The 22,210-nt window shown below is 41.6% G+C and carries 18 protein-coding genes; 14 read left to right on the plus strand and 4 right to left on the minus strand.

The window, feature by feature from the left end:
• The first annotated feature begins 219 nt into the window (after window positions 1-219).
• From E2H97_RS16885 to E2H97_RS16895, 3 genes are read left to right on the plus strand one after another with little or no spacing between them, the layout of a single operon-like run.
• On the plus strand, window positions 220-1,743 hold the full coding sequence (locus E2H97_RS16885) for an alpha/beta hydrolase (protein ID WP_133408219.1): 1,524 nt from the start codon (window positions 220-222) through the stop codon (window positions 1,741-1,743).
• A gap of 3 nt (window positions 1,744-1,746) precedes the next feature.
• Window positions 1,747-2,481: an ABC transporter ATP-binding protein gene (locus E2H97_RS16890; protein WP_133408220.1), complete on the plus strand. Its 735-nt coding sequence runs from the start codon at window positions 1,747-1,749 to the stop codon at window positions 2,479-2,481.
• Window positions 2,481-3,614 carry an ABC transporter permease gene (locus E2H97_RS16895; protein WP_425466812.1) on the plus strand — a complete coding sequence of 378 codons (1,134 nt, stop codon included), beginning with the start codon at window positions 2,481-2,483 and terminating at the stop codon, window positions 3,612-3,614. The genes E2H97_RS16890 and E2H97_RS16895 overlap by 1 nt, the downstream gene beginning before the upstream one ends.
• 48 nt (window positions 3,615-3,662) lie before the next feature.
• Here E2H97_RS16895 and E2H97_RS16900 read toward each other — a convergent pair whose 3' ends face one another.
• On the minus strand, window positions 3,663-4,082 hold the full coding sequence (locus tag E2H97_RS16900) for a hypothetical protein (protein WP_133408222.1): 420 nt from the start codon (window positions 4,080-4,082) through the stop codon (window positions 3,663-3,665).
• Between the two features lie 222 nt (window positions 4,083-4,304).
• Between E2H97_RS16900 and E2H97_RS16905 the strand changes: the two genes are divergently transcribed.
• The 5 genes from E2H97_RS16905 to E2H97_RS16925 all read left to right on the plus strand — a co-directional run bounded on the left by E2H97_RS16905 (window position 4,305) and on the right by E2H97_RS16925 (window position 12,384).
• Complete coding sequence (locus E2H97_RS16905) at window positions 4,305-5,249, plus strand: hypothetical protein (RefSeq protein WP_133408223.1); 945 nt, start codon at window positions 4,305-4,307, stop codon at window positions 5,247-5,249.
• Window positions 5,250-5,431: 182 nt separating this feature from the next.
• Window positions 5,432-6,652, plus strand: a complete 1,221-nt coding sequence (locus E2H97_RS16910; protein WP_133408224.1) for a threonine/serine exporter family protein — start codon at window positions 5,432-5,434, stop codon at window positions 6,650-6,652.
• Between the two features lie 264 nt (window positions 6,653-6,916).
• Complete coding sequence (locus E2H97_RS16915) at window positions 6,917-8,521, plus strand: ShlB/FhaC/HecB family hemolysin secretion/activation protein (protein ID WP_133408225.1); 1,605 nt, start codon at window positions 6,917-6,919, stop codon at window positions 8,519-8,521.
• Between the two features lie 96 nt (window positions 8,522-8,617).
• Window positions 8,618-11,047 (plus strand): hypothetical protein, encoded by a 2,430-nt coding sequence (locus tag E2H97_RS16920; RefSeq protein WP_133408226.1) that lies wholly within the window; start codon window positions 8,618-8,620, stop codon window positions 11,045-11,047.
• Between the two features lie 96 nt (window positions 11,048-11,143).
• Window positions 11,144-12,384, plus strand: a protein-coding gene (locus E2H97_RS16925; RefSeq protein ID WP_133406468.1) for an IS3 family transposase whose coding sequence is annotated in 2 segments (ribosomal slippage) — window positions 11,144-11,504 and window positions 11,504-12,384 — 1,242 coding nt in all. Because the reading frame shifts where the segments join, the coding sequence is not laid out codon by codon here.
• Window positions 12,385-12,472: 88 nt separating this feature from the next.
• On the opposite strand, the gene E2H97_RS16930 is transcribed toward E2H97_RS16925, so the two are convergent.
• Entirely contained in the window at window positions 12,473-13,516 is a 1,044-nt protein-coding gene (locus E2H97_RS16930; protein ID WP_133408227.1) for a hypothetical protein, read from the minus strand.
• 168 nt (window positions 13,517-13,684) lie between these two features.
• Between E2H97_RS16930 and gmk the strand changes: the two genes are divergently transcribed.
• The 5 genes from gmk to trmH all read left to right on the plus strand — a co-directional run bounded on the left by gmk (window position 13,685) and on the right by trmH (window position 18,166).
• A complete protein-coding gene (gene gmk / locus E2H97_RS16935) occupies window positions 13,685-14,314 on the plus strand; it encodes a guanylate kinase (protein ID WP_133408228.1) in 630 nt (209 codons plus the stop codon).
• 55 nt (window positions 14,315-14,369) lie between these two features.
• Window positions 14,370-14,648 carry a DNA-directed RNA polymerase subunit omega gene (gene rpoZ / locus E2H97_RS16940; protein ID WP_121839600.1) on the plus strand — a complete coding sequence of 93 codons (279 nt, stop codon included), beginning with the start codon at window positions 14,370-14,372 and terminating at the stop codon, window positions 14,646-14,648.
• 79 nt (window positions 14,649-14,727) lie between these two features.
• Window positions 14,728-16,836: a bifunctional GTP diphosphokinase/guanosine-3',5'-bis pyrophosphate 3'-pyrophosphohydrolase gene (gene spoT, locus E2H97_RS16945; protein ID WP_133408229.1), complete on the plus strand. Its 2,109-nt coding sequence runs from the start codon at window positions 14,728-14,730 to the stop codon at window positions 16,834-16,836.
• A 154-nt stretch (window positions 16,837-16,990) separates the two neighbouring features.
• Entirely contained in the window at window positions 16,991-17,374 is a 384-nt protein-coding gene (locus E2H97_RS16950; protein WP_133408230.1) for a RidA family protein, read from the plus strand.
• Window positions 17,375-17,461: 87 nt separating this feature from the next.
• Window positions 17,462-18,166, plus strand: coding sequence for a tRNA (guanosine(18)-2'-O)-methyltransferase TrmH (gene trmH / locus E2H97_RS16955; protein ID WP_133408231.1), 705 nt, complete (start codon window positions 17,462-17,464; stop codon window positions 18,164-18,166).
• Here the strand turns inward: trmH and E2H97_RS16960 are convergent.
• Together E2H97_RS16960 and E2H97_RS16965 are read right to left on the minus strand one after the other, a co-directional pair.
• Entirely contained in the window at window positions 18,156-19,409 is a 1,254-nt protein-coding gene (locus E2H97_RS16960) for a hypothetical protein (RefSeq protein ID WP_133408232.1), read from the minus strand. The two genes, trmH and E2H97_RS16960, sit on opposite strands and share 11 nt — an antisense overlap.
• Before the next feature lie 89 nt (window positions 19,410-19,498).
• Complete coding sequence (locus E2H97_RS16965) at window positions 19,499-21,097, minus strand: hypothetical protein (protein WP_133408233.1); 1,599 nt, start codon at window positions 21,095-21,097, stop codon at window positions 19,499-19,501.
• Window positions 21,098-21,372: 275 nt separating this feature from the next.
• Between E2H97_RS16965 and E2H97_RS16970 the strand changes: the two genes are divergently transcribed.
• Window positions 21,373-22,197, plus strand: a complete 825-nt coding sequence (locus E2H97_RS16970) for a substrate-binding domain-containing protein (protein ID WP_133408234.1) — start codon at window positions 21,373-21,375, stop codon at window positions 22,195-22,197.
• Window positions 22,198-22,210: the final 13 nt, after the last annotated feature.

Below are 22,210 nucleotides of genomic sequence, written 5' to 3' on the forward strand. Positions count from 1 at the left end.
CTGTTCCGCTTTTTCGGCATTGTAACGAAACTGTATTGGAAAGCCAGAGAGTTTTTACTCAAAAAATGCAGAACGCCATACTGCAAAGCTAAGAAAGCGTGATTATAGGGAAAACGATACCCTCACACTCCATTACAATTTTGACAGTAGTGGCGTTTGATTTTCTAACAATGACTCATTAGGCTAAAGCGTTTATTTCATCAGAATAAGGGAAGTTTCATGATGCTATGGAGGCTTAATTGCACTCGCTCAGTGAGGAAATCTTTCTGGGCAGCACTATTGCTCTCAGGGTTAACGCAACCGCTGTTTTCAGTGCATGCCCAAGCAGAATCAATATCGACATCAGGCAAACAATCATCATGCTATCTCAATGGCTTAAGTGAAAAAGTGGTTTGCGGGAAAGTAACGGTTGCTGAAAATCCACAACAGCCGGAAGGCCGCCATATTGATATTCATTATGCCCTATTGCCCGCGATAAAAAACCAATATCCCAACGAAGCGTTTGTCGCCATTGCCGGAGGCCCAGGTCAATCGGCCATTGATAATGCCGCAGGCTTTGAGCGTACCTTTTCCAAAATTAGAGAAACCAGAGACATCCTACTGATCGATCAGCGCGGCACTGGGCGCTCTAATATTCTGAGTTGTGGGTTTGATCATATCAACGCACTAAGCGCTGATGATGAATCTATTGATATAAAACAAGAAGCGAAAAAGTGTTTAATCAAGTTATCCAACAAAGCTGACGTAACTCAATACGGAAGTGATATTGCCGTCAGTGATTTTGAAGCGGTGCGTAAAGCCTTGGGATATCAAAAATTCCATCTGTACGGTGTTTCCTATGGCAGTCGTGTAGCACAACTGTATATGCGCCATTACCCAAACTCGCTTCTTACCGTTACTCTTGATGGCGTTGTCCCTATGCAGCAAAGTGTACTCACTCAAGGTGAAGCGATTGATCGTGCCATTGAGTTACTATTCAAAGACTGTCAGCAATCAACATCATGCAAGCATGCGTTTCCTAAGTTAAAACAAGATTATCAAAACACCTCGAAACGATTAAAAACAAAAGCTTATCAAGGTACCGTAAATGATCCCTCAACGGGAGAACCGACTCAGTTACTGCTGACCCAAAGCAAGTTCCTGAGCACCATTCGCATTGGATTATATGATGGCAAAATGCGTGCATTACTGCCTTATGCTATTCACCAAGCCAACAAAGGAAATTACCAAGCCATATTAGGCTTATACTCCCTCACTCAGTCAGGTGTTGATATCGCAACAGGTATGAATGCTTCAGTGGTGTGCGGGGAGGATTTACCAAGATTGACGCCCCAACAAAAAACTCGGCTAGAGGCCAGCTATTTTGGCCGTACTTTACTGAGCAGCACTGAACAAATTTGTGATGTTTGGAAAGTGCCAGCAGTGAATACTTCATTTGCTGATGCCATCGACAGCGATATTCCCACATTACTATTATCAGGCGAACTTGATCCTGCTACCCCACCGTCTTGGGGAGAGTTAGCCGACGAAAAACTCAGCCATGCCAAGCACTTTATTGCACCATACGCCACTCACGGTATCGCCTTTCAGTCTTGCGGAAATAAATTAATCGCACAATTGGTTAATGATGGCAGTGTCGACAACCTTGACGATAAATGCCTTAAAAAAGACGTTCGCCGTGGCTTTTTTCTTAATGCCAGCAGTATTGAACCACAGCCAACTCAAACTAAGGCTAAGGAGTAAGCCATGATTGAAGTAAAAAATTTATCGAAACGTATTGGTGATGTACAAGCGTTGAATGACTTGAGCTTTAAAGCCTTAGACGGACAGATTACTGGGCTTCTCGGCCCTAATGGTGCAGGGAAAACCACTTGTCTTCGCACTTTATTTGGCTTACTGCAGCCCGATGAAGGTATCGCTGAAATTGATGGCATCAATGTACGTGAAAACCCCATTGCCGCTAAACAACAGCTAGGATTATTTCCTGATCCTTTTGGTCTGTATGAGCGTCTTACGCCCAGAGAGTACATTCAATATTTTGCAAAGCTCAGTGGGTTACCAGCAGAAAAGGCAAGCGCTGCAACTACTCGCACGATTGAAATGTTAAAACTGGAAGAGATTGCCGACCGCCGCTGTAAAGGCTTTTCGCAAGGTCAACGTATGAAAACGGCCTTGGCACAAGCCATTGTCCACCAGCCTACCAATGTGATTTTAGATGAGCCCACTCGCGGCTTAGATGTAATGAGTACTCGCTTACTGCGTAGCAACTTACAAATGCTGAAAGAGCAAGGTCATTGCGTGCTGTTTTCTAGTCATGTGATGCAAGAAGTGGCCGCCTTATGTGATCAAGTGATAGTGATGGCAAGAGGTAAAGTCGTTGCTGTGGGCAGCCCAGAGGAATTATGTGAAATGGCGGGCGAAACCTCGCTAGAAGAAGCCTTTATTCAGTTAATTGGCACCGACGAAGGAATTGCAGCATGATCAAGCTTCTGAATATTTTGATAAAAAAAGAATTGATAGATGCAATTCGAGACAAACGTTCAGTCATGGCCGTAATGTGGTACGCCATCGGCTCGCCATTATTGATGTGCGGCTTATTTTTCTTGCTGATAAACAAACTGGCAAGCCCGAGCGATCTCCAAATAACCATCACGAACCCACAGGGTGCTCCCGATTTAATCCGTTATCTCGAAAACCAAGATATAACACACGGTACAGGTAAAGACCTTAAGGCCATTACTTTAAAAATAAGTGATGATTTTGCTAAGGAAATGAATAAAGGCCAGCCCGCTACGGTGACGCTCATTGCTGATAACTCAGAACAAAACCTTCGAAGTTCAATTAGCCGTCTTCAACGAGCCTTACAGGTATATAGCAGTGAAATGGCTAGCTTGAGATTGATTGCTCGCGGTATTAATCCCACAGTAGTGCAACCCATTAAAGTGGTAATGGAAGATCAAGCCACTAAAGAATCTAAAGGGAGCTTTATTTTTGGTCTCGCCATTTTAAGTATCATTTATGCGGTATTTATTTGTGGTATGAACCATGCGATTGATACTAGTGCCGGCGAGCGTGAACGCAACTCACTGACTCTGCTACTTAGTCACCCACTGTCAACCCGTCAAATTGTTCTATCAAAAGTCTTAGCCGTGACCACATTGGCAATGACAGGTCTACTATTAACTTTATTGGTATCTAAAGCGGCCTATACGCTAGTGCCATGGCATGAATTGGGCTTTACTATCAAAGTCAGTTTTGACTTTATTCTTTTCAGCTGTTTGCTGGCGTTGCCAATCTCGATTATGGCTTCCTCACTGCAACTATTTGCATCATTCTTTGCCAAAAGCTTTAAAGAGGCGCAAACCTATATTTCGTTTACTTTGTTTGTCCCGATGATGTTATCCATAGCTATCACTTATGATATTGCCCCTGATACCTTACATTGGCTGCCAGTTTCAGGTCAGCAACAAGCTTTGATGCAATTTATCAAAGGTAAGAGTATCGACATGACACCATTATTAGTGTCTAGCGCCATGACGCTTTTGTTGGCGATAGGCCTTATTCTAGGAATGGAAAAAGCACTGAAAAGTGAAAAAACCATCTTTGGGTTATAACCATTAAGTCAGTCCGCTTGATTTTATTCAAGCGGACTTATGGCACATTTACTTCCAAGTCTCACATTGGCTCTCATCACATTTCAAGCCAACATTATTATTTATTTCACCGTTATAAATAATGTGATCATTGGATAAATTAACCACTTCTACGTTTTGGACTCCCTTACCAAAATGTTCATTTTTAGTCTTGCAAGGCTGTACGACACCTCTAGGGTAGGGTTTAGTATCTAATACATAGTACAGTTGGATTTTAGGAGACTGATTAAAAATCGGATAACAGCTTTTGATTTTAGAACCTTCAGATGCGGTTTTACAAAACACTTTACCGCTTTTCGCACCTTGACAGCTTGGATCGAAATTATTGGCTTGAGTAGACGTGTCGAGACTTGAGTGAGCAAAGGCAATGAAAGGAAAAGTAATAAGAAAAAAACTGGCTTGCTTTATAACTTTTGAGATGTGCATCATTAATACCTCTTTGAATAAATACCAATGACTGAAATTGGCATCAGTTAACCCTCTCCTTTCTTGTTATCGTCCGTATATTTTTTAAGCTACTTGAATCCTTATTGGTATTCAACACCTTTCCAAGGAATTAAACCTTGTTTAAGTAAATTGCCCCCTTTGATTGCCTCTGCTATTTGTTAAGTGTTTATAAATCACATTTGATAAACCTTGGAGGCATACATTATGTCTTCTCTTGCATTACATTATGATGTTTCTCAGATTTCAGCATCTCGCTTGTATAAAGTCATGGATGCAAAAACGAAATCAGAGGCCATAAAGTTGGGCTTGATTGATAGATTGATAGATCTATTTGTACGTCATGGTCAAAAACAAAAGGCTTTGGGTCAGCTTTATGACGAAGTGAATAAGGGCGTTAGTCAAGATCAACATTTTGATCCGCTGTACTTTCATCCAAAGTACCGTAACAACCCCACCCCACCTCTTCATGGTTTTTCATTTCATCAACAAGTACAAAAGCTCTGGCAGTTGCAGGAGAAAATTGCCGACAGTCCTCATGAATTCAAAGTGGAACTCGAACGTCAAGGCGAATCTAGACATGGTCAAGATTATGCTCTTCGTATATACCATAATGGAGAGCTTATCAACGAAGCCTATGTCACCCATCCCTACGATGCCAGTCCAGACAATCTTGAGTACATATGCTATTTAAAGTGTGTTTCATTTGCATTGGCCTGTAATCTTAACCAAGTCTACCGACAATTCGCGAAAGCTCAGGCAATGGGTAAGAAGTTTGACTTCACTCAAAAATACTATGTTCAGTACTTTATCGAACAGTTTTTGATGGAACAAATAGAAACGACAATGCGATTACAAGATGTAACTATTTTACTTGACGATCTCCAGCTTGATAATGGGCAGTTTTTAAGCGAAGTGGTATCTGATGTAGCGAATCACCTTTCAAATTCATACAGTACTGATGCTAAGGCTTACGAAGAAGAACTTGCTTTTAAAGAAAAATGCACCGCTAGTGCGACTGATGATGACATTGATAACGGTTATGATGCCGATATGGAAGACAACGGCCCAGAATATGCAGAGGATACCCCAAGCTCCCCACCTAGAATGTCTGAATTTCCACTTCTCAGTAGTTTACAATCTGCAGAATGATTTCCCTAAACAGTTAAAAATACCGAGCTGAAATTACTTTGACAAAAATCACAGTAAAAATGTCATTTTTTATTAGATAAAACCACCAAATATTGAGTATAATTCACTCGATTTTGATATTGGCAATCTATTGATTTTATTAATAGCTGTATAACTTTATTGTATTTATTGGGCGTAATAGAGTGAACGACTACGAATTTCGAATTAAACGCAAGTTTATCATCAAGTTAGGTAAAGCTTTACACAAGTTTGGTACACCTGCATACCGACTTGAAGCCCATTTAACTAAAGTTTCCCGTAGCTTAGGACTTGAAGGTAATTTCGTTATTTCACCCACGTCCATGACCTTCGTGCTACACCACAATGAAGATCAAGAATACAACCACCTTGCACGAGTAAAGCCAGGGGAGTTGGACTTAGGTGCATTAGCTCGTACTGATGAGTTAGTCGATGAGCTCATTTCAGGCCAACGTAACCTTGATGAAGCACTTGAGCGACTCGACGACATCGCAAATAAACCCAACCCTTATGGCACAGTGCTGACTTGGATAGCGTTCACTTTATCGTCAGCAGCGTTTGCCATGCTGATGAATACCAGCTGGAACGATGTGTTTTGGTCTGGTGTGTTAGGCTTTATTGTCTTTGGGTTTGTTTATATTTCAGAACGATCTTCCAAAATGGCTGAAATGCTGGAGCCCCTTTCCACTTTGGTTGGTGGCTTTGCCATGTGTGGTGTTGCGCTCATTGACTCGAGTGTGAACATTCCGGTGGTGATTTTATCTGGTGTGATAGCCTTTGTACCCGGTTTAGCCTTAACCATAGGTTTGGCTGAAGTAGCGTCACGAGACTTGATCTCTGGTACCGCAAGGATCATGGATGCCTTAATGTTGCTGTTTAAGTTGTACTTTGGCGCATTTCTTGGGTTAGCCATCGGTCATGCCGTATTTGGTACTGTCTCGCCAACAACATCCATTCCACTTCCCAGTGGCTCTGTTTGGGCTGCCGTTCCTTTACTATCTATTTCGTTGGCCATTATGTTTAAGGCCCGCCCAAAAGATGCACCATGGGGAATTCTAGCTGGGATTATTGCCTTTTCGTTCGCCATGCTCGGTGGTAAATACATTGGTGACTCTATTGGGATCTTCTTTGGTGCTATGGCAGTAGGAATATACTCCAACTTATTTGCTCGTTGGATGAAAGCACCTGCCTCTATTGCTTTGCTTCAAGGCATAGTGATCTTGGTTCCAGGAAGTAAAACCTACATTGGATTAAATTCGTTAATCGCAGGCGAAACCATGCTCAATCAATCTCATATTGGTACACAAGTGTTTTTGATTTTTATGTCACTCATTGCAGGGCTGATCTTCGCCAATGTCGCAGTACCACCTCGTCGTGCGCTATAAATAACCTGAGCTCTGCATAAGCAAACCTCTACAGCTCAGGTTAAATAAACACGGGGAGAGCCTTTCTCCCCTGCTCTACAAATAAAAACCTCTCCTCCTTATTTTTCTCGACTACACTTTGTGAACGCCTGAAATCATACGATTTATTTTTTGGCGTCTATACTAGAAGTTGACTATGGAACAGGTTGAAAGATTCGACCTGCGAACCAGTGGTATCGGAGAGCAGTAATGGTCGGTCTTAAACAAGGATGTTTTTCTTTTATCATGATGTTAAGCCTCATGGCTACAACATCACTTGCTGACGACAGCTTTACCAACGTTTTAAACTCCTTAGTCCCTAATTCAAAAGGGATAAAAGTAGATAAAATTGTCATTATCAATCACTCGATTTTCGACCAATCTAAAAAAAATACCATCCGATTTCACGATTGGGCCAACCGCTTACACACCAACACACGAAAATCGGTGATCCGTAATCATCTGACATTCAAAACTGGGGATACGATTAATCCAGACGATTTATATGAAGCACAGCGTATTTTACGTAGCCAACGATACCTTCGTGATGCCGAAGTTTACATCGCCGATCTCCAACCGGGTGAAAGCAGTAATGGAAATGGTCGAACCATTATTGTTGAAACCTGGGATAACTGGACACTGCTGCCTACAGCAGGCTTTAACCGTACCGAAGAAGGTAACAAGTTATCTTTGGGGCTCAAAGACGACAACTTTCTTGGATACGGTATCCGAACCCGACTGAAGTACAAGCAAGATCCTAAACGTGATGGCTATTTAGCTAACATATCAGCACCAGTAAATTGGGTTGACCATGGCAATGCCAGCTTAAATTATGAAAAAAACAGTGATGGTCATATTTTTGGTTTTTCATTTGATAAGCCATTCTACTCTAAAAGGACAAAAACAGCCTTTTCTCTAAGCCATAGTGATTTTATCCTCATTGATGAAATTGAATTAAATGGCGAAGTAGATAACTCCTTTACTCATCACTCACATTTTTATAAAGGAGAATTTGGTTGGCTTTACAATCGTAACGATAACAATCTTTCTCGTATTACTCTCGGCTTTACCGAAAGCGAAGAGCATTTCCATTCCCTGATGAAAAAAGAAGTACCTAAAGAGCGCTTGTACTCCTATCCATGGGTCAAATATGAATATCTTTCTGAAGACTTTAGAGAATTTCGTAACGTTCACTTAATCAACCAAGATGAAGACATTAATTTAGGCTGGAATCATAATATCCAATTAGGTGCGGAGCTTAACGATACTAGAACAAAAGGCAAACCTGGCTATCACCTCAATTTTAATACCTCAAAAGGCTATACCTACGACGGTAATCTATGGCTATTTAATATGCAGGGTTCAGGAACGTTTGAAACCTCACAAGATGATTTCTACCGCGTTGACGTAACTGGAGAATACTATAATTTGGCCCATCCTAAGTGGGTGTTATTCTCTAGAATAAAATTCACCTTTAGTGAGCATTTACCTTTAGACATGTTGAATTCTTTAGGTGATGACACAGGGCTTAGAGGCTACCCAGATCAGTATCAACATGGAGATAAGTCATGGTTGATCACAGGGGAAATTCGCCACATCCCTAACGTCAACTTGTTTCAATTGGCTGAATTAGCTTTGGTGGGGTTTGCTGATGTAGGACATACCTTTGGCTCAGGTACCTTTGATAACGAAAATCGAAAAACACTTGCAAGTGTTGGGGTGGGGTTACGTATTTATGCCTCTAAGTCGAGTAATGGCAGCGTGGCCCATATCGATTTGGCTTACCCTATAACCTCAGGTATTGCTATTGATGGTGCAGAAATACGATTTGCCTTAAAAAAGTCGTTCTAACACCCTCAATTTCAGAAAGAATTAATCTTTTATTTCTCCAGCTCGTCTACAGTTACCCTACTATGAAAGTGTTTTATGAGTATAAGGAGTCACTCAATGCGTCTAAAACTTTCCATGTTAGCCACCGTGATGATAGGAATCATCACAGGCTGTGGCGATAGCAGTAATAAAACAAGCGAACCACAGCTTAATACTCTCTCCGGTAATGTTATTGGTGGTGCGGGCTATATACAAAACGCCAAAGTTTGTATGGATACCATTAAAAATGCCAAGTGTGATGATTCAGAAAAACACGTTTTAACTGGTGAAAATGGTGAATATCAATTTGAAGGTCTAACCGATGAAGTGTTAAATAAAACACCACTTATCGCTGAAATTGGCAAAGAAGCCATTAATTCTGACACTAATAAGCCTGTGGGAAAGGCTTATGTCATGGCCGCTCCTGCAAATTCCAAAGCACTAACAACTCTGTCGACTCAAGTGCAAAATTTAATTGCCCAAGGCGTTCCTAGAGAAGAAGCCTTGCGGATCGTTATGGCTTTGATGCAAGTCGACGCCGAAATATCTAAGAAGTTAGAAGAAAAGTATAAAAATTACCAAGAAGCAGCCAAGTCTTCTGATCCCAAGATTAAAGAAATGGCGATGCATATTAAAAATATGTCATTAGTTATGGTACACAATATGGGCAACGCCTATGAAGCAGTCCAAAAAAACGGCAGTAACGCTTCAGCAATCAATGGCGTGTCAATTCCCGAAGGCAGTAAGGTAAACGCCAAGCAATTTATGCAGCTCGTTGCACAAAAGCAAATGGATAGTATGCCCACTATTAACAAGGTTGCGCATCAACATGCCGCCAGTGGTGTAAGCCAAGATACTGACTTTGCCAATATTGACCAATCTCTTCTCGCCGATATGCAATTGCCCATAACCAATCTCATTGAACAGCTATCAGCCTTAATAGCTTCACTGGATAAAAAGTCAGCAGATATGCAATCAGCACTCAGTAATGATAATGCCAACCAGTTTACGCTCGACATGGGTATGCTTTCACCAAATATAAAAGTGAATTCATTTAATATTGCAAATCAAATGTTGAATGCAACACAGCGAAAAGCGGATAAAGAAAATCCAGCCCTAGAAATCGCTGATAAAGCAGCTAAACATGACTTTTTAGTACAGGATACTAATGGTGATTGGGTTCGACCTAATAATGCTTATCAAGTTAAACCTAACGCTGATAACACCAAGTTAGATTTGGTCAATCAAACCAACCCTGACATGACGACCACATTAACGGCTAAAGAGTACAATTTAAAAGATCTCTCAACCGATACTCCATTTTCAAATAATTTGAACCTGAAACCCTATTTGAACCTAATGGATGGAAATACTGACTTTGACGAAGGCGCTAAAGCGATGCAAGTTACGTCTTCTGTCAACAAAGACGTTCTTATGGTTGATAATAAATTACAATGTGAAAATGATGAAACAAAAACACGTGAGGATTGTCATGTGCTCGTTTTTTCACATAAAGATAACGATGTCGTACTAAACCCTATAGACCTAAGTGAAATTACTTCTTCGGAGCCATCTAATGGGGATTTAAGCAAACTTAATGGGGCTGTAGTCGCATCTGATAGTAGCCGCTACATCGTCGCTGAACTCTTAACGCCTACTGGAGATTCAACTGATGGTGTCGCTAACTACTATCTTGTTCAATCGGTAAAAAGTGGGGACAGCACAACTAAACAAGCATCGTTATTCGCAACAGGTAGCTGGACCCCAAAGCCAAGCCCACTCATTTCTGAGTTAACTTTTGCCGATCTTACCGTGCCAAATAACGTACTAAACTTTGATACTACAGGGAACACCAAAAAAGATATGTTCTATACCCAAGTTGATGGCAAAGTGAGACAAGGTCATAAAGGGTTTTCGCTCCCTATGGGTGGCGTTGTGGTAAATAATACCGCAAAAGATAATATCATTAGCAGCTTGGAGCTAAGTAAACTCAGTAACTCTGCAATAGAGGCATTAGCTTTACGTTTAGAGAATACTGTTACTCCATGCGCACATGGCAATAGCGTCAATGGCGCACTATCGGCCATTGAAGATTATGAGATAGCAGTACAAAACTGTATGCCCATGGGCGTACTTGCAGAGATACTCGGTACTCCATCTTTTGAACCTACAGATACTCCTCTAGCGTTCTATGACGGCAAAGGTGATTTTCAAAGTTTGACTGTACTGAGTGAAAATCCAGCTGAAGATGCATCGTGGAAATTAGGAGAGTTTAAGCCTACACCGTTAGCAACACCTCTATCTATTCGCTGGCAAATCAATGATAAAGGCCAGTTAATCATCGAAACCCTTGGTACAAACAGTGAAGTGACTGAGCGCAAAACCATCACCTTACTTGAAAGAGATGGCATTGTGCTTTCAACCAAGATTTTTCACGAAAAAACAGTACCGTTTGATGGTAGCAAAGGACTCATCGACAATAAGTTATACATTGTCGCACCTGACTAATCGTGAAGCGTACCTCAAGAAAAAGCCGCTTAATTTAGCGGCTTTTTTATTACCCTTGTCCCGTCCTGAAATGTGTTTACACATTTAGGACTTATTATGACAAACCCAGATCCTACCTATATAAAACGTACACAACGTGATTATTCATTAGGCTTTAAATTGCAGGTTGTTGCAGCTGTTGAAAAAGGTGATATGACCTATAAGCAAGCTCAAAAAATCTATGGTATCCAAGGTCGCTCAACAGTACTTACATGGTTGAGAAAACACGGTAAGCTAGATTGGTGTCAACCACCGAAAATAACCATGTCTAAATCACCTAAAGCCAAAGAAACACCAGCTCAAAAGATTAAGCGCTTAGAGCGAGAGTTGAAGGATGAAAAGTTACGTAACCTATTACTTAATGAAGTCGTCGATATTATTGATGCTGAACATGGTATAGGGTTGCGAAAAAAGCTTATAGCCAAGGAGCAAGAAACCTTCAGGTACAAAAGCAAGTAAGTTTAAGCAAGGCTTGTAAGCTTCTTGGCATGACGAGGCAATCAATTTATCAAAGGGAATATAGAGATAAAAAACGGGCTATCATGTTAGCTCCAGTAAAAAATATGGTGCTAGCGTTACGGCGATTTATGCCACGATTAGGCGGTAGGAAACTGTACTATCTTCTGAAGCCTCAACTTATGGAGGAAGGCATAAAGCTCGGGCGAGATGGCCTATTCGACTATCTGAGGGAAGAACACCTGCTAATTCAACCCAAGCGTAGTTATAGGAAAACGACTAACAGTAAGCATTGGATGAAAAAGCATCCGAATTTGTTAAAGGATTACACGCCACAAAGAGCTGAAGAAGTCTTGGTAAGTGATATCACTTATGTGGAAAGTGATGATGGTGTGCATTATCTCTCGCTTGTCACTGACGCTTATAGTCGAAAAATAATGGGCTATGAATTAAGTGATGGAATGAAAGCGACAGACGTGGTTAAAGCGCTAGATATGGCTGTTAGCCATAGGTGTTATAGACGTAACGCAATTCATCACTCAGACAGAGGGTTACAATATTGCTCTGCTATTTATCAGAATAAACTTAAGCAAAATAATATAATACCCTCAATGACTGATGGTTATGACTGCTATCAAAATGCACTCGCAGAGAGGGTGAATGGTATACTGAAGCAGGAGTTCCTTGTATATCAATGTAAAAATATTGATGAATTAAAGTTGCTCATCGATGAATCAATAGCGATATACAACGATATGAGACCGCATTTAAGTTTAGAGATGAAAACACCGAACCAAGTGCATAAAAAAATCCAAGAGCAAATGCTCTTGGATTTACATTAAAACCGTCAACGTATTTTAGGACGAGACACCTAAAAACAACAGTTGGCTACGTTCTCAAGTGTTGAGCGCCCAACTAATGTTTTTAGAATTATTCAATATAAGCTCTAAATTGCTTATTTCTCGATAGAATGGCTTGTGTCCCCTTTAAACTGAAGGAGTAGCCACACAAACTGGCTTTACTTTTCTTGGCGATACCTTTAATGATTGCAGCCGTATCTAATGGAGAAAACTGTGCTTCTGTACGGGTATCGGCCAACAGATTCACCTGAATAGGACGGTACTTAGAACCATTATTGAAGGTTAAGTTTTGGCAACTTCTGTCCCCTTTAGCCGTAGCCAAACTCCATAAACCTTGCGGTTCACCAGTATCACCTTTCCATGACATAAACAATTTATTGTCTTCTAATGACAGAGTAAAACCGTCTTTAAATTCAACCGAAGTACGCTCGATAACAGGCTCAATCGGCTTCACGGCTTGTTCGGGCTTAGCTTCACTATCAGGATCAGCAGCAAAGAAAAACGTCAGCAACAAAGTCAATATCAAAAGAGCAATCGCCCCGATCACGGCCATGATCAGTTGCTGTCTTGAGCAAGGCAATCTATCCAACAACGAAACCTGAGTAGCCTGATAAGAAGGTGAAGATGTCCCTTGCGCCTGCTCACTAATCTCTTCAAACACCTCTGATCCAGAAACACCATCAAGGCTAGGCTCAACTCTTTGACTGGTACGATTCATCGCTCTATTCGCTATAGCCGGCCCCTGATAGCCTTGCTGGTAGCGTCCAGTCCCTTGACTCACTGGTACTGCGGTTAATGCTGATAGCAATAACATGAGTAGGCCAACAATCAAGCTCACACTCCAGTTTTGACTGAAATAGACGATGACAGCCCATAAACACCAAGCGACGACTAAGGCATAACTCCACCATTCTGGTTTTTGAGCATCACGAGCACGACGTTGTCCACTCAACCATATAACAGGGGCAACGGCTAAAGCTGGAAGCACGATGCTGGCATTTAGGCCAAATAAGGCCATCCAAATAAAGGCAAAAAAATAACTGGCAGAGACAATTGCGAGTGTTCGCAACCCAGAATCTTTACCACGAAAACAAAATAAAGAATTCAGTAACACGTAATAACCCTATTTAGGCTGTATAAAGATGCGTTATAATTCAGAAAATGTTTATCCACAACCCGATAAACACGTCCCAACAATATTACACTTGAAATTGTACCTTCTAAGGTTATGAAAATCAGTGTTAATTTCAAGAACATTAATGAAAAGTCGGATCAGATGCCCATGAGCGCCCAAGGAACTCTTTATATCATTTCAGCCCCTAGTGGAGCCGGAAAATCGTCACTGCTTAGTGCTTTGTTGCAAGATAAGCCACAGGATATGCAAATATCCGTTTCTCACACAACTCGTGATCCGCGCCCCGGTGAGGAAAATGGCGTTCATTATCACTTTGTTAATCAAGAAAATTTCAAAGCATTGATTGCAGAAGGCCAGTTTGTAGAGTGGGCCGAAGTCTTTGGCAATTATTACGGCACCTCTAAAGCCGTCATCGAAAACACCTTAAAGCAAGGTATTGATGTGTTTCTTGATATCGACTGGCAAGGCGCACAGCAAGTAAAAGAACTTATGCCTGATGCAGTGGGAATATTTATTTTACCGCCATCAAAATCGGAACTAGAACGTCGATTAACGGGTCGCGACCAAGACAGTGCCGAAGTCATTGCTGGTCGTATGGCTCAGGCGGTGTCTGAAATTTCCCACTACAATGAATATGATTACGTCATCGTGAACGATGACTTTGATATGGCTTTGGCAGATCTTAGAGGAATAGTTCGCGCCCAACGCTTAACCCTCACTAGTCAGACCCATAGACATAATGATATGCTTAAGGGTCTATTGGCAGAATCTCTATAATCATGTAGAATTTTGCGTCATTTTTTCGAAAAACTTTGGATTGGAGTTCCCGTACATGGCTCGCGTAACAGTAGAAGATGCCGTTGAACAAATTGGCAACCGTTTTGACATGATTTTGGTTGCTGCCCGCCGTGCTCGCCAAATTGCAGTACAAGGCAAGGATCCTATGGTTGAAGAGCAGAACGACAAACCAACCGTAATTGCACTTAGAGAAATCGAGCTTGGTCTTGTTAATGCCGGTACTCTAGATGCAGCAGAACGTCAATCAGTACGTGAGCGTGAAGCGGCTGAGATTGCTGCAGTTGCTGCCATTGCTGAAGGTCGTCAACTGTAATTAGCTGTTCCTAATGCAGCTAATTTGAGCTTAGCCAATGCTAAGCTCTTACAAGGATTGATGAGAGGAGTAGTGAAACTTGTATCTGTTTGAAGGTCTTAATGAAGTAGCCTCGAGTTATCTCACGGCAGAACAAATTTCTCTCCTTAAACAGGCTTACCTTGTTGCCAAAGACGCCCACGAAGGGCAAATGCGCAGCAGTGGTGAGCCTTATATCACTCACCCGGTTGCCGTTGCGACCATAGCGGCAGAAATGCGCCTTGATCACGAAACTGTGATGGCCGCCCTTCTGCACGATACCATTGAAGACACCCCCATTACTCAAGAGCAACTCACTGAGCTATTTGGTGAAGATGTTGCGGCTTTGGTAGAAGGTGTTTCTAAACTCGACAAGCTTAAATTTCGCGATAAAAAAGAAGCACAGGCAGAAAACTTCCGCAAAATGATGTTGGCAATGACTCAAGACATTCGAGTCATTCTGATCAAGCTTGCCGATCGTACCCACAATATGCGAACGTTAGGGTCATTACGCCCAGATAAACGTCGCCGCATTGCCCTTGAAACCCTAGAAATTTACGCCCCTATCGCAAATCGCCTTGGTATTCATAACATCAAGACCGAGTTAGAAGAGTTAGGCTTTAAAGCTTACTATCCTAACCGTGCTCATGTTTTGCAAAAAGTGTTAAAAGCAGCTCGTGGCAATCGCAAAGAATTGATCCAAGGGATCAAAGACGCCATTACCACTCGCTTAAACGATAATGGCATCGTAGGCACCGTTAAAGGTCGAGAGAAGAATCTTTATTCCATCTACAAAAAGATGCGCAGTAAAGAGTTACAATTCCAAGAAGTAATGGACATCTATGCCTTTCGGATCATCGTCGATTCTGTCGATACCTGCTATCGTATTCTTGGTGCAATGCATGGACTATACAAGCCTCGGCCTGGTCGCTTTAAAGATTACATCGCCATCCCTAAAGCCAATGGTTATCAGTCTTTACACACCTCATTGATTGGCCCACACGGCGTTCCTGTTGAAGTGCAAATTCGTACTGAAGACATGGAACAAATGGCTGACAGGGGGGTCGCGGCGCATTGGGCTTATAAGTCTAATGATAAAGGCTCTACAGGCACCACCAGCCAAGTACGCGCCCGTAAATGGATGCAAAGCTTGATGGAACTTCAACAAAGTGCCAGTAGCTCATTTGAATTCGTCGAAAACGTAAAAACCGACTTATTCCCGGACGAAATTTATGTTTTCACGCCTGACGGTCGTATTCTTGAATTACCGTTAGGTGCCACTGCGGTCGACTTTGCGTACGAAGTTCATACTGATGTGGGTAATACTTGTGTGGGCGCGAGAGTCGATCGCCATGCTTACCCGTTAAGTTTACCACTGCAATCCGGTCAAACCGTAGAAGTGATCACCGCTGACGGTGCTCGCCCAAATGCGGCATGGCTCAACTTTGTAGTAACCGCCAAAGCACGTTCTAAGATCCGTCAAGTACTGAAAAATGTGAAAGGTAGTGATGCCATTGCCCTTGGTCGACGTTTGCTTAATCACGCCTTGGGAGAGCATAAACTCGATACCATTCCTCAAGAGAACATTGATAAAGTACTGACTGATACCAAGCACGACAACATTGAATCTCTATTAGCTGATATTGGTTTAGGCAATGCTATGAGTATTGTAATTGCCCAAAGGCTGATTGGTGATCGACCTGTCGAAGATAATGAAGATCATGACTCACACCTAATGCCAATCCGTGGTGCGGAAGGTATGCTGGTGACGTTCGCCAATTGCTGTCGTCCTATTCCGGGTGATGCAGTTATTGCCCACGTCAGCCCAGGAAAAGGCTTAGTGGTTCACATGGAAAACTGCGCCAACATTCGTGGTTATCAAACAGAGCCTGATAAGTACATTCCTGTTCAATGGGATAACGCTGATGGCGCTGAATTTGAAGCCAACTTACGTGTTGAAATTGTTAACCACCAAGGTGCATTAGCCAAAATTACCGCGATTGTTTCCGCTGAAAACTCGAATATTCATAATTTAAGTACCGAAGAGCGCGATGGCCGTGTCTATTTGATCAACCTGCGTATCTCGGTCACTGATCGTATTCACCTAGCTAACGTGATGCGCCGTATACGTGTATTGGCGGAAGTATTACGGATATCTCGTAACAAATAATCGATTTATAGGCTAACGGATCTAGTTAGCCTTATTTATCAAAAATTGTTAAATCAGACAAAATAAGCGTTCCCAAAAACTCTCTTGTTATCCCCATTTCTCTTTAGTTAAACTGTCATCCTCTACATGACACCTACTTTAAAGAGAACTCAACATGGCCGAAAAACAAATTATCGCTACCGACAATGCACCTGCCGCTATTGGCACTTATTCGCAAGCTGTAAAAGCGGGCAATACAGTGTATGTATCAGGACAAATTCCACTGGTTCCAAGCACGATGGAAATGGTAAGTGATGACTTTGCTGAACAAACGGTACAAGTGTTTGAAAACCTAAAAGCGGTTTGTAACGCTGCTGGTGGTGAGCTTTCTGATATAACCAAGCTTAATATCTTTTTAACCGATCTATCTCACTTTGCCGTAGTGAACGAAATCATGGGTCGCTATTTTAGCCAGCCTTATCCTGCTCGTGCCGCTATCGGTGTTAATGAGCTGCCAAAAGGATCACAAGTTGAAATGGACGCCATTATGGTGTTGTAAGTTCCGGTATTATTTCATGCTATAATTTGCATCATTGATTTAAGGCGCGATAGCGCCTTTTTTATTTTTGATTGACTGTTAAAAGCCATGACTCCAGAACGTTTTGCTCGCATCAATGATATGCTCAACCATCGACAGCCTGATTTAACTGTTTGTTTAGATCAAGTCCATAAACCCAATAATATTTCAGCTGTGGTTCGTACTGCTGACGCGGTTGGAATACATGAGGTTCATGCGATTTGGCCCGATCCTGATATGCGTGTTTCTGGAAACACCGCTTCAGGCAGCCAGCAATGGGTGAATGTAAAAAAACATTATCAGGTAAAAGAAGCCTTTGATGTCTGCCGAGCACAAGGCATGCAAATCATCGTCACTAACTTTAGCGATCAGGCGGTAGATTATCGCGAGATTGATTACACCAAACCCACTGCGATTGTGCTTGGGCATGAAAAAGATGGGGTCAGTGCTGAAGCCTTGGCATTAGCCGACAAACAAGTGATCATTCCTATGGTGGGCATGGTGCAATCGCTTAATGTCTCTGTTGCTGCCGCCCTGATGCTGTTTGAAGCCAAACATCAACGAGAACAAGCTGGGCTTTATGGTACCAACCAACTACCGTATGACTATTGTCAAAAGTTACTGTTTGAACAAGGCCACCCAATTTACGCTAAAGCGTGCCGTAAAAAAGGGATTCCTTACCCAAACATTGATGAAAATGGTCAGATTGACGCCCCTGATACATGGTTTGAAGCCCTACGTACTACGCCTGATCTAGACGAGTTTATTGATTAAACTTCTTATTTGGCCGTATATAGTAGGTATCTATTGGGGTAGTGCTGTCCGCTTCGACCAATGCCGTCAGTTCAAGTGGACGTTTTCTAGAAGCAGTTTTATCACCACTTTCATCAGACAATTGAGATATTGAGTTTAGCTGTTCCTTTTGGCACACAGCACTTTGCACCTCTTCGTTGGCTGCCACTTCTAACTCACTACCCGAGTGGCTGAATATTGAGTCACTGTCCATACTCCCTTCTTCGTCATCATTGGCTAATGTCGAAGCCAATTGTATATCAGGCGTGGGAGTTACAAGCTTCATTGCTTCAGCCTCTCGTTCACGCTGTACTTCTTCTTGAGTTAATTCCTGATCCAGTTTAGCTAGCCGCAATTTAATCTTCCCTACTTTTCTTTGGCATTGCTGTTTACTCAACGGAGAGGTGTAACAATATTCGGCTAATTCGTACGCCTGCTTTGCGGCTTCCAAATAAGGAAATTCATCGTAGTAATCTCGTTTGGCTTTCTTTTTTAACTTTTTAGCTAAATTCCAAAAACCAACCCCATAGTCTGAGCGATTGTAGCTGATATCAATGGCGTCTTTATCCATTGTCTTAACAAATTTCTCCAGCTGGCGAGCTAATTGCCTAACTCTCGCAATGGCTTCTAGCTGCTCTAGTTGTTGTTCAAATGCGGTTATTCTTTCTTGTTCATCTACTGTTGGCATTACTTTAGATGCCGCCTTTATCTCTGGCTCTTGATTGATTTGCCCCATCATTTTGTCAATTAACTCCACCAGACGCCCAGTATTCTTTACTTCTTTTTCAGCGTCTTCGATCAATTTTCGACATTGTTGTAAATGTTCTTCTTGTTCTCGATTTAAAAGATACTCAGGATCACTAAATTCTTCCTCTTCTAGCTCGTAGCTTTTTAGCGCTTTTCTGAAGCCAGCAAGCGCACTTTTCGCTAATGGTTCTGCTTCATAAATATGGCGAAGTTCGTTAGGTTGATTGTGATTAGGCTGCCAATCATCAAAAAAACAACCTAAAGCCCCTATCATATCTTGAGCAATGGACTTTTGCTCACACGCCACTTGCCAATGGGTATTACCGAATGACACTTTACCCACGCTTTTTCTATAGTTAGGATCTTTAAGTAACTTACAAAGCGCTGTCACTTTTTGCTCGCGTGAAGGCAACTTATTGTAAGCCGTTAGTGCGGCTAAGTAGCCAGTCGGTGTTTGAGGAAACGAATCTAAAGCCATTTTGAAATCAAGCTAAATAAAAGTGTTAATAGCTTAATAGAGTGACGTTAAACTCAAGGTGAAAAAAAGATGATAAAGCGTTAACCTGATTAAGATACCGTATGCCTACGGACCTTACTTTGCATCAATGGTTTAGCTCTATCGGCATGAGATGACTTAGGACTTCTCGGCTTTTCTTTAGCATCATCGGCTAAAGCGTTTAGAAACTTCAATTCACCCTTTTTTTCCATAAGTGCTTTCACTCTTTGCAACTTATTCGAATGTGGTGACTGGCCATATAGGTGTTTGATTTGTCTGAACTCATCAATCATTTCTTTACGTAATTTACGTGCATTCATGGTAGAAGGAAACCCCCACTTGGCCTCATCAGGTAGGTCTTGATAAACTTGTTGCTCCAAATCATCATAAAACCTCTTCTGCGCTCTCTTTTTATCCGGCACTTCATCTGAAAAACTTAACGGTAATGGTGAAGAGTATGTCAGCTTTACATCTTCATCCGAATATCTGTCGTAAGGGTCTGAGCGATATATAGCAATTGGATATGGTGCTGTTGAGCTAGCACATTGGCCACTATCCAAAGAAGGTGAGGGTAACTCTTCTTTCTGAATACTGGAATCAATACTTTCTAAAAGCGCCTGTTCAATCTCTTCTTCAATTGATTTAGCTATCTCTTCAAGGACATCGCTCTGCAGAAGTTGCATCAGCTCTTGGACTTTATTTTCACAGTGTCGCTCCCAGTTTCTACAAGTATTCTTATCAGAAGTATCCGTATATAAATGTTGTGCTTTTATTAATGCACTGACTGCAAGTTGATAATGTCGAGCAATATCAATGAGTGCTTTTTTCTTATCAGCCAACTTGCCTTTACGTTTTTGTTTTAGGCTTTCCAGAACCAGAGCCCCAAAGCGGTCATTACAAGAGAGTTCTATATTCAGGCCTAAATTCCAATAACTTGTAGCCAGATCAGACGTTTCTTCTTCAGTAGCCTCTGCTTTTACGGGTAACTGATCAAATGCAAGCCTCTTCTCAGAATATGAAGGTAGTTTGGCTATGGCTTCAATTCGATCACATAAGGCATCATGCTTTGCCTTAGGTTCAGCATCTATAGGAACAAAAGTAAGCTGCATTCTTGACCTTAAACGAGAAATAGGCACTACTGCTTTCACTCTCAACTCAACCTCGACACATGGTACTTGTTCTACATATTCCATTTTTGGCAAGTGCAGCTGTTCTTGTTGAGACTCGAGCTTTTTAATCTTCTTTTCCAAAGAACGAATTTCTTTTTTTGCCTGCTCAACAAAGTCTCTTGAAATTTCACCCAGTCTTTTACGTTCACTACGGTGACTCTTAGGCGCTCCTTTAACAATATTCTGGTAATCCATTAACGATTCTTGAAACCAACGTTTCGCCTCACCATACAGCTCTAGTGCACGTCCCTTATTATCAGCTTCAGCTTTTTCGGCTAATTCAATGTGCTCTAAAGCTAAGTTCCAACGCGTATTACCGTGCATTTCATAGGTATTTTTTTTACCAAACCCTTCATCTGCGAGTAAGCGACGATATTGTGTGATCCGTGTATACACATCTTTCAACTTGCCTATTTCTAAAAATTCTTTTTCATATTCTTCACCCGTAGCATAACCAAAGGGGATAGGAGAACAAACAGAGACGCCTGTTAAGCAGGACATAGAAAAACCATAATCAGTGAATCTTACCTATTAGGATAAGCAAAGTGAGCGACGGAGATGCTTAAAGTTGAATGATATTTTGTTAATTTTTTGTACTGCCAAGTAAAAGCAATTCTTTATTGTTAACACACGAACTCAACGTTACACGTGTTTAAAAACATACTTATTTTTTACAAGTAAACTTTATCAATTAGCTAATAATCGAATTAAAAATTCATCTTATCTCAAAAAATTAGCAGTACAGTGGTGTTTCGTAATTATCACGAGAAACATCAATGAAAGCCATACTAAAAGTAATAACAATGATGGTACTGTTCATTTCAGGCATGTGCCATGCTGCAGAAGCCGATAATCACTTGGTACGTCTGGCCATTGTCATAGCTCCAGCCGAAAGTGGCTTTATCCGGTTTCTAACCCACGACTTTCAAAAGCAAACCGGCTATCAACTGCAAATTATTAGCTCAACTACCCCTTACCAACTGGCACAAACTGGCAAGGCTGACGCCGTCATTTCCCACTTTGGAAAGCAAGAATTACCTGCCTTTGTTCTGAATGGTTATGGCAGTTGGCCGAAAATGGTGTTTGCGACTCAGTCGGTGTTAATAGGCCCACAATCCAACCCTGCTGACGTTCAAAGCGAAAACAGCATGAGTGATGCTATGTATCGGATTGCCAACACCAAACAGTATTTCGTTGATAATGAATTAGACGAAGTGAGTAAACTGACTGAGCTGTTTTGGTTACAAGCTGGAGCACCCAAAAAAGAAGGCTGGTTTGTTCATGACAATTTGAAGAAAGATTTAGCCGCTGAACTTGCCGATGTATTAGATGGCTATTACATTTGGGGCGCTTACCCATTTTTAGCTTACAAGCAACAAACCCATACTTCACAATCGATTCTTGTAGCAACTGATCCACATCTTCAACGTATCATGTCAATCTCGCTTGTAAACTCGGATAAAATCCCGGGTGTTAATGTTCAGGGTGCTCAAGCACTTGAGGACTATTTATTACAACCCAGTGTCCAAGCCACTATCCACAAATTTCGTATTAACGGTAGCACACTACAACTATTTTGGGCTGAAGCGACCAATAACTAAGACTTATACCTAT

Source organism: Parashewanella tropica, from assembly GCF_004358445.1.
GTDB classification, from domain to species: Bacteria; Pseudomonadota; Gammaproteobacteria; order Enterobacterales; family Shewanellaceae; genus Parashewanella; species Parashewanella tropica.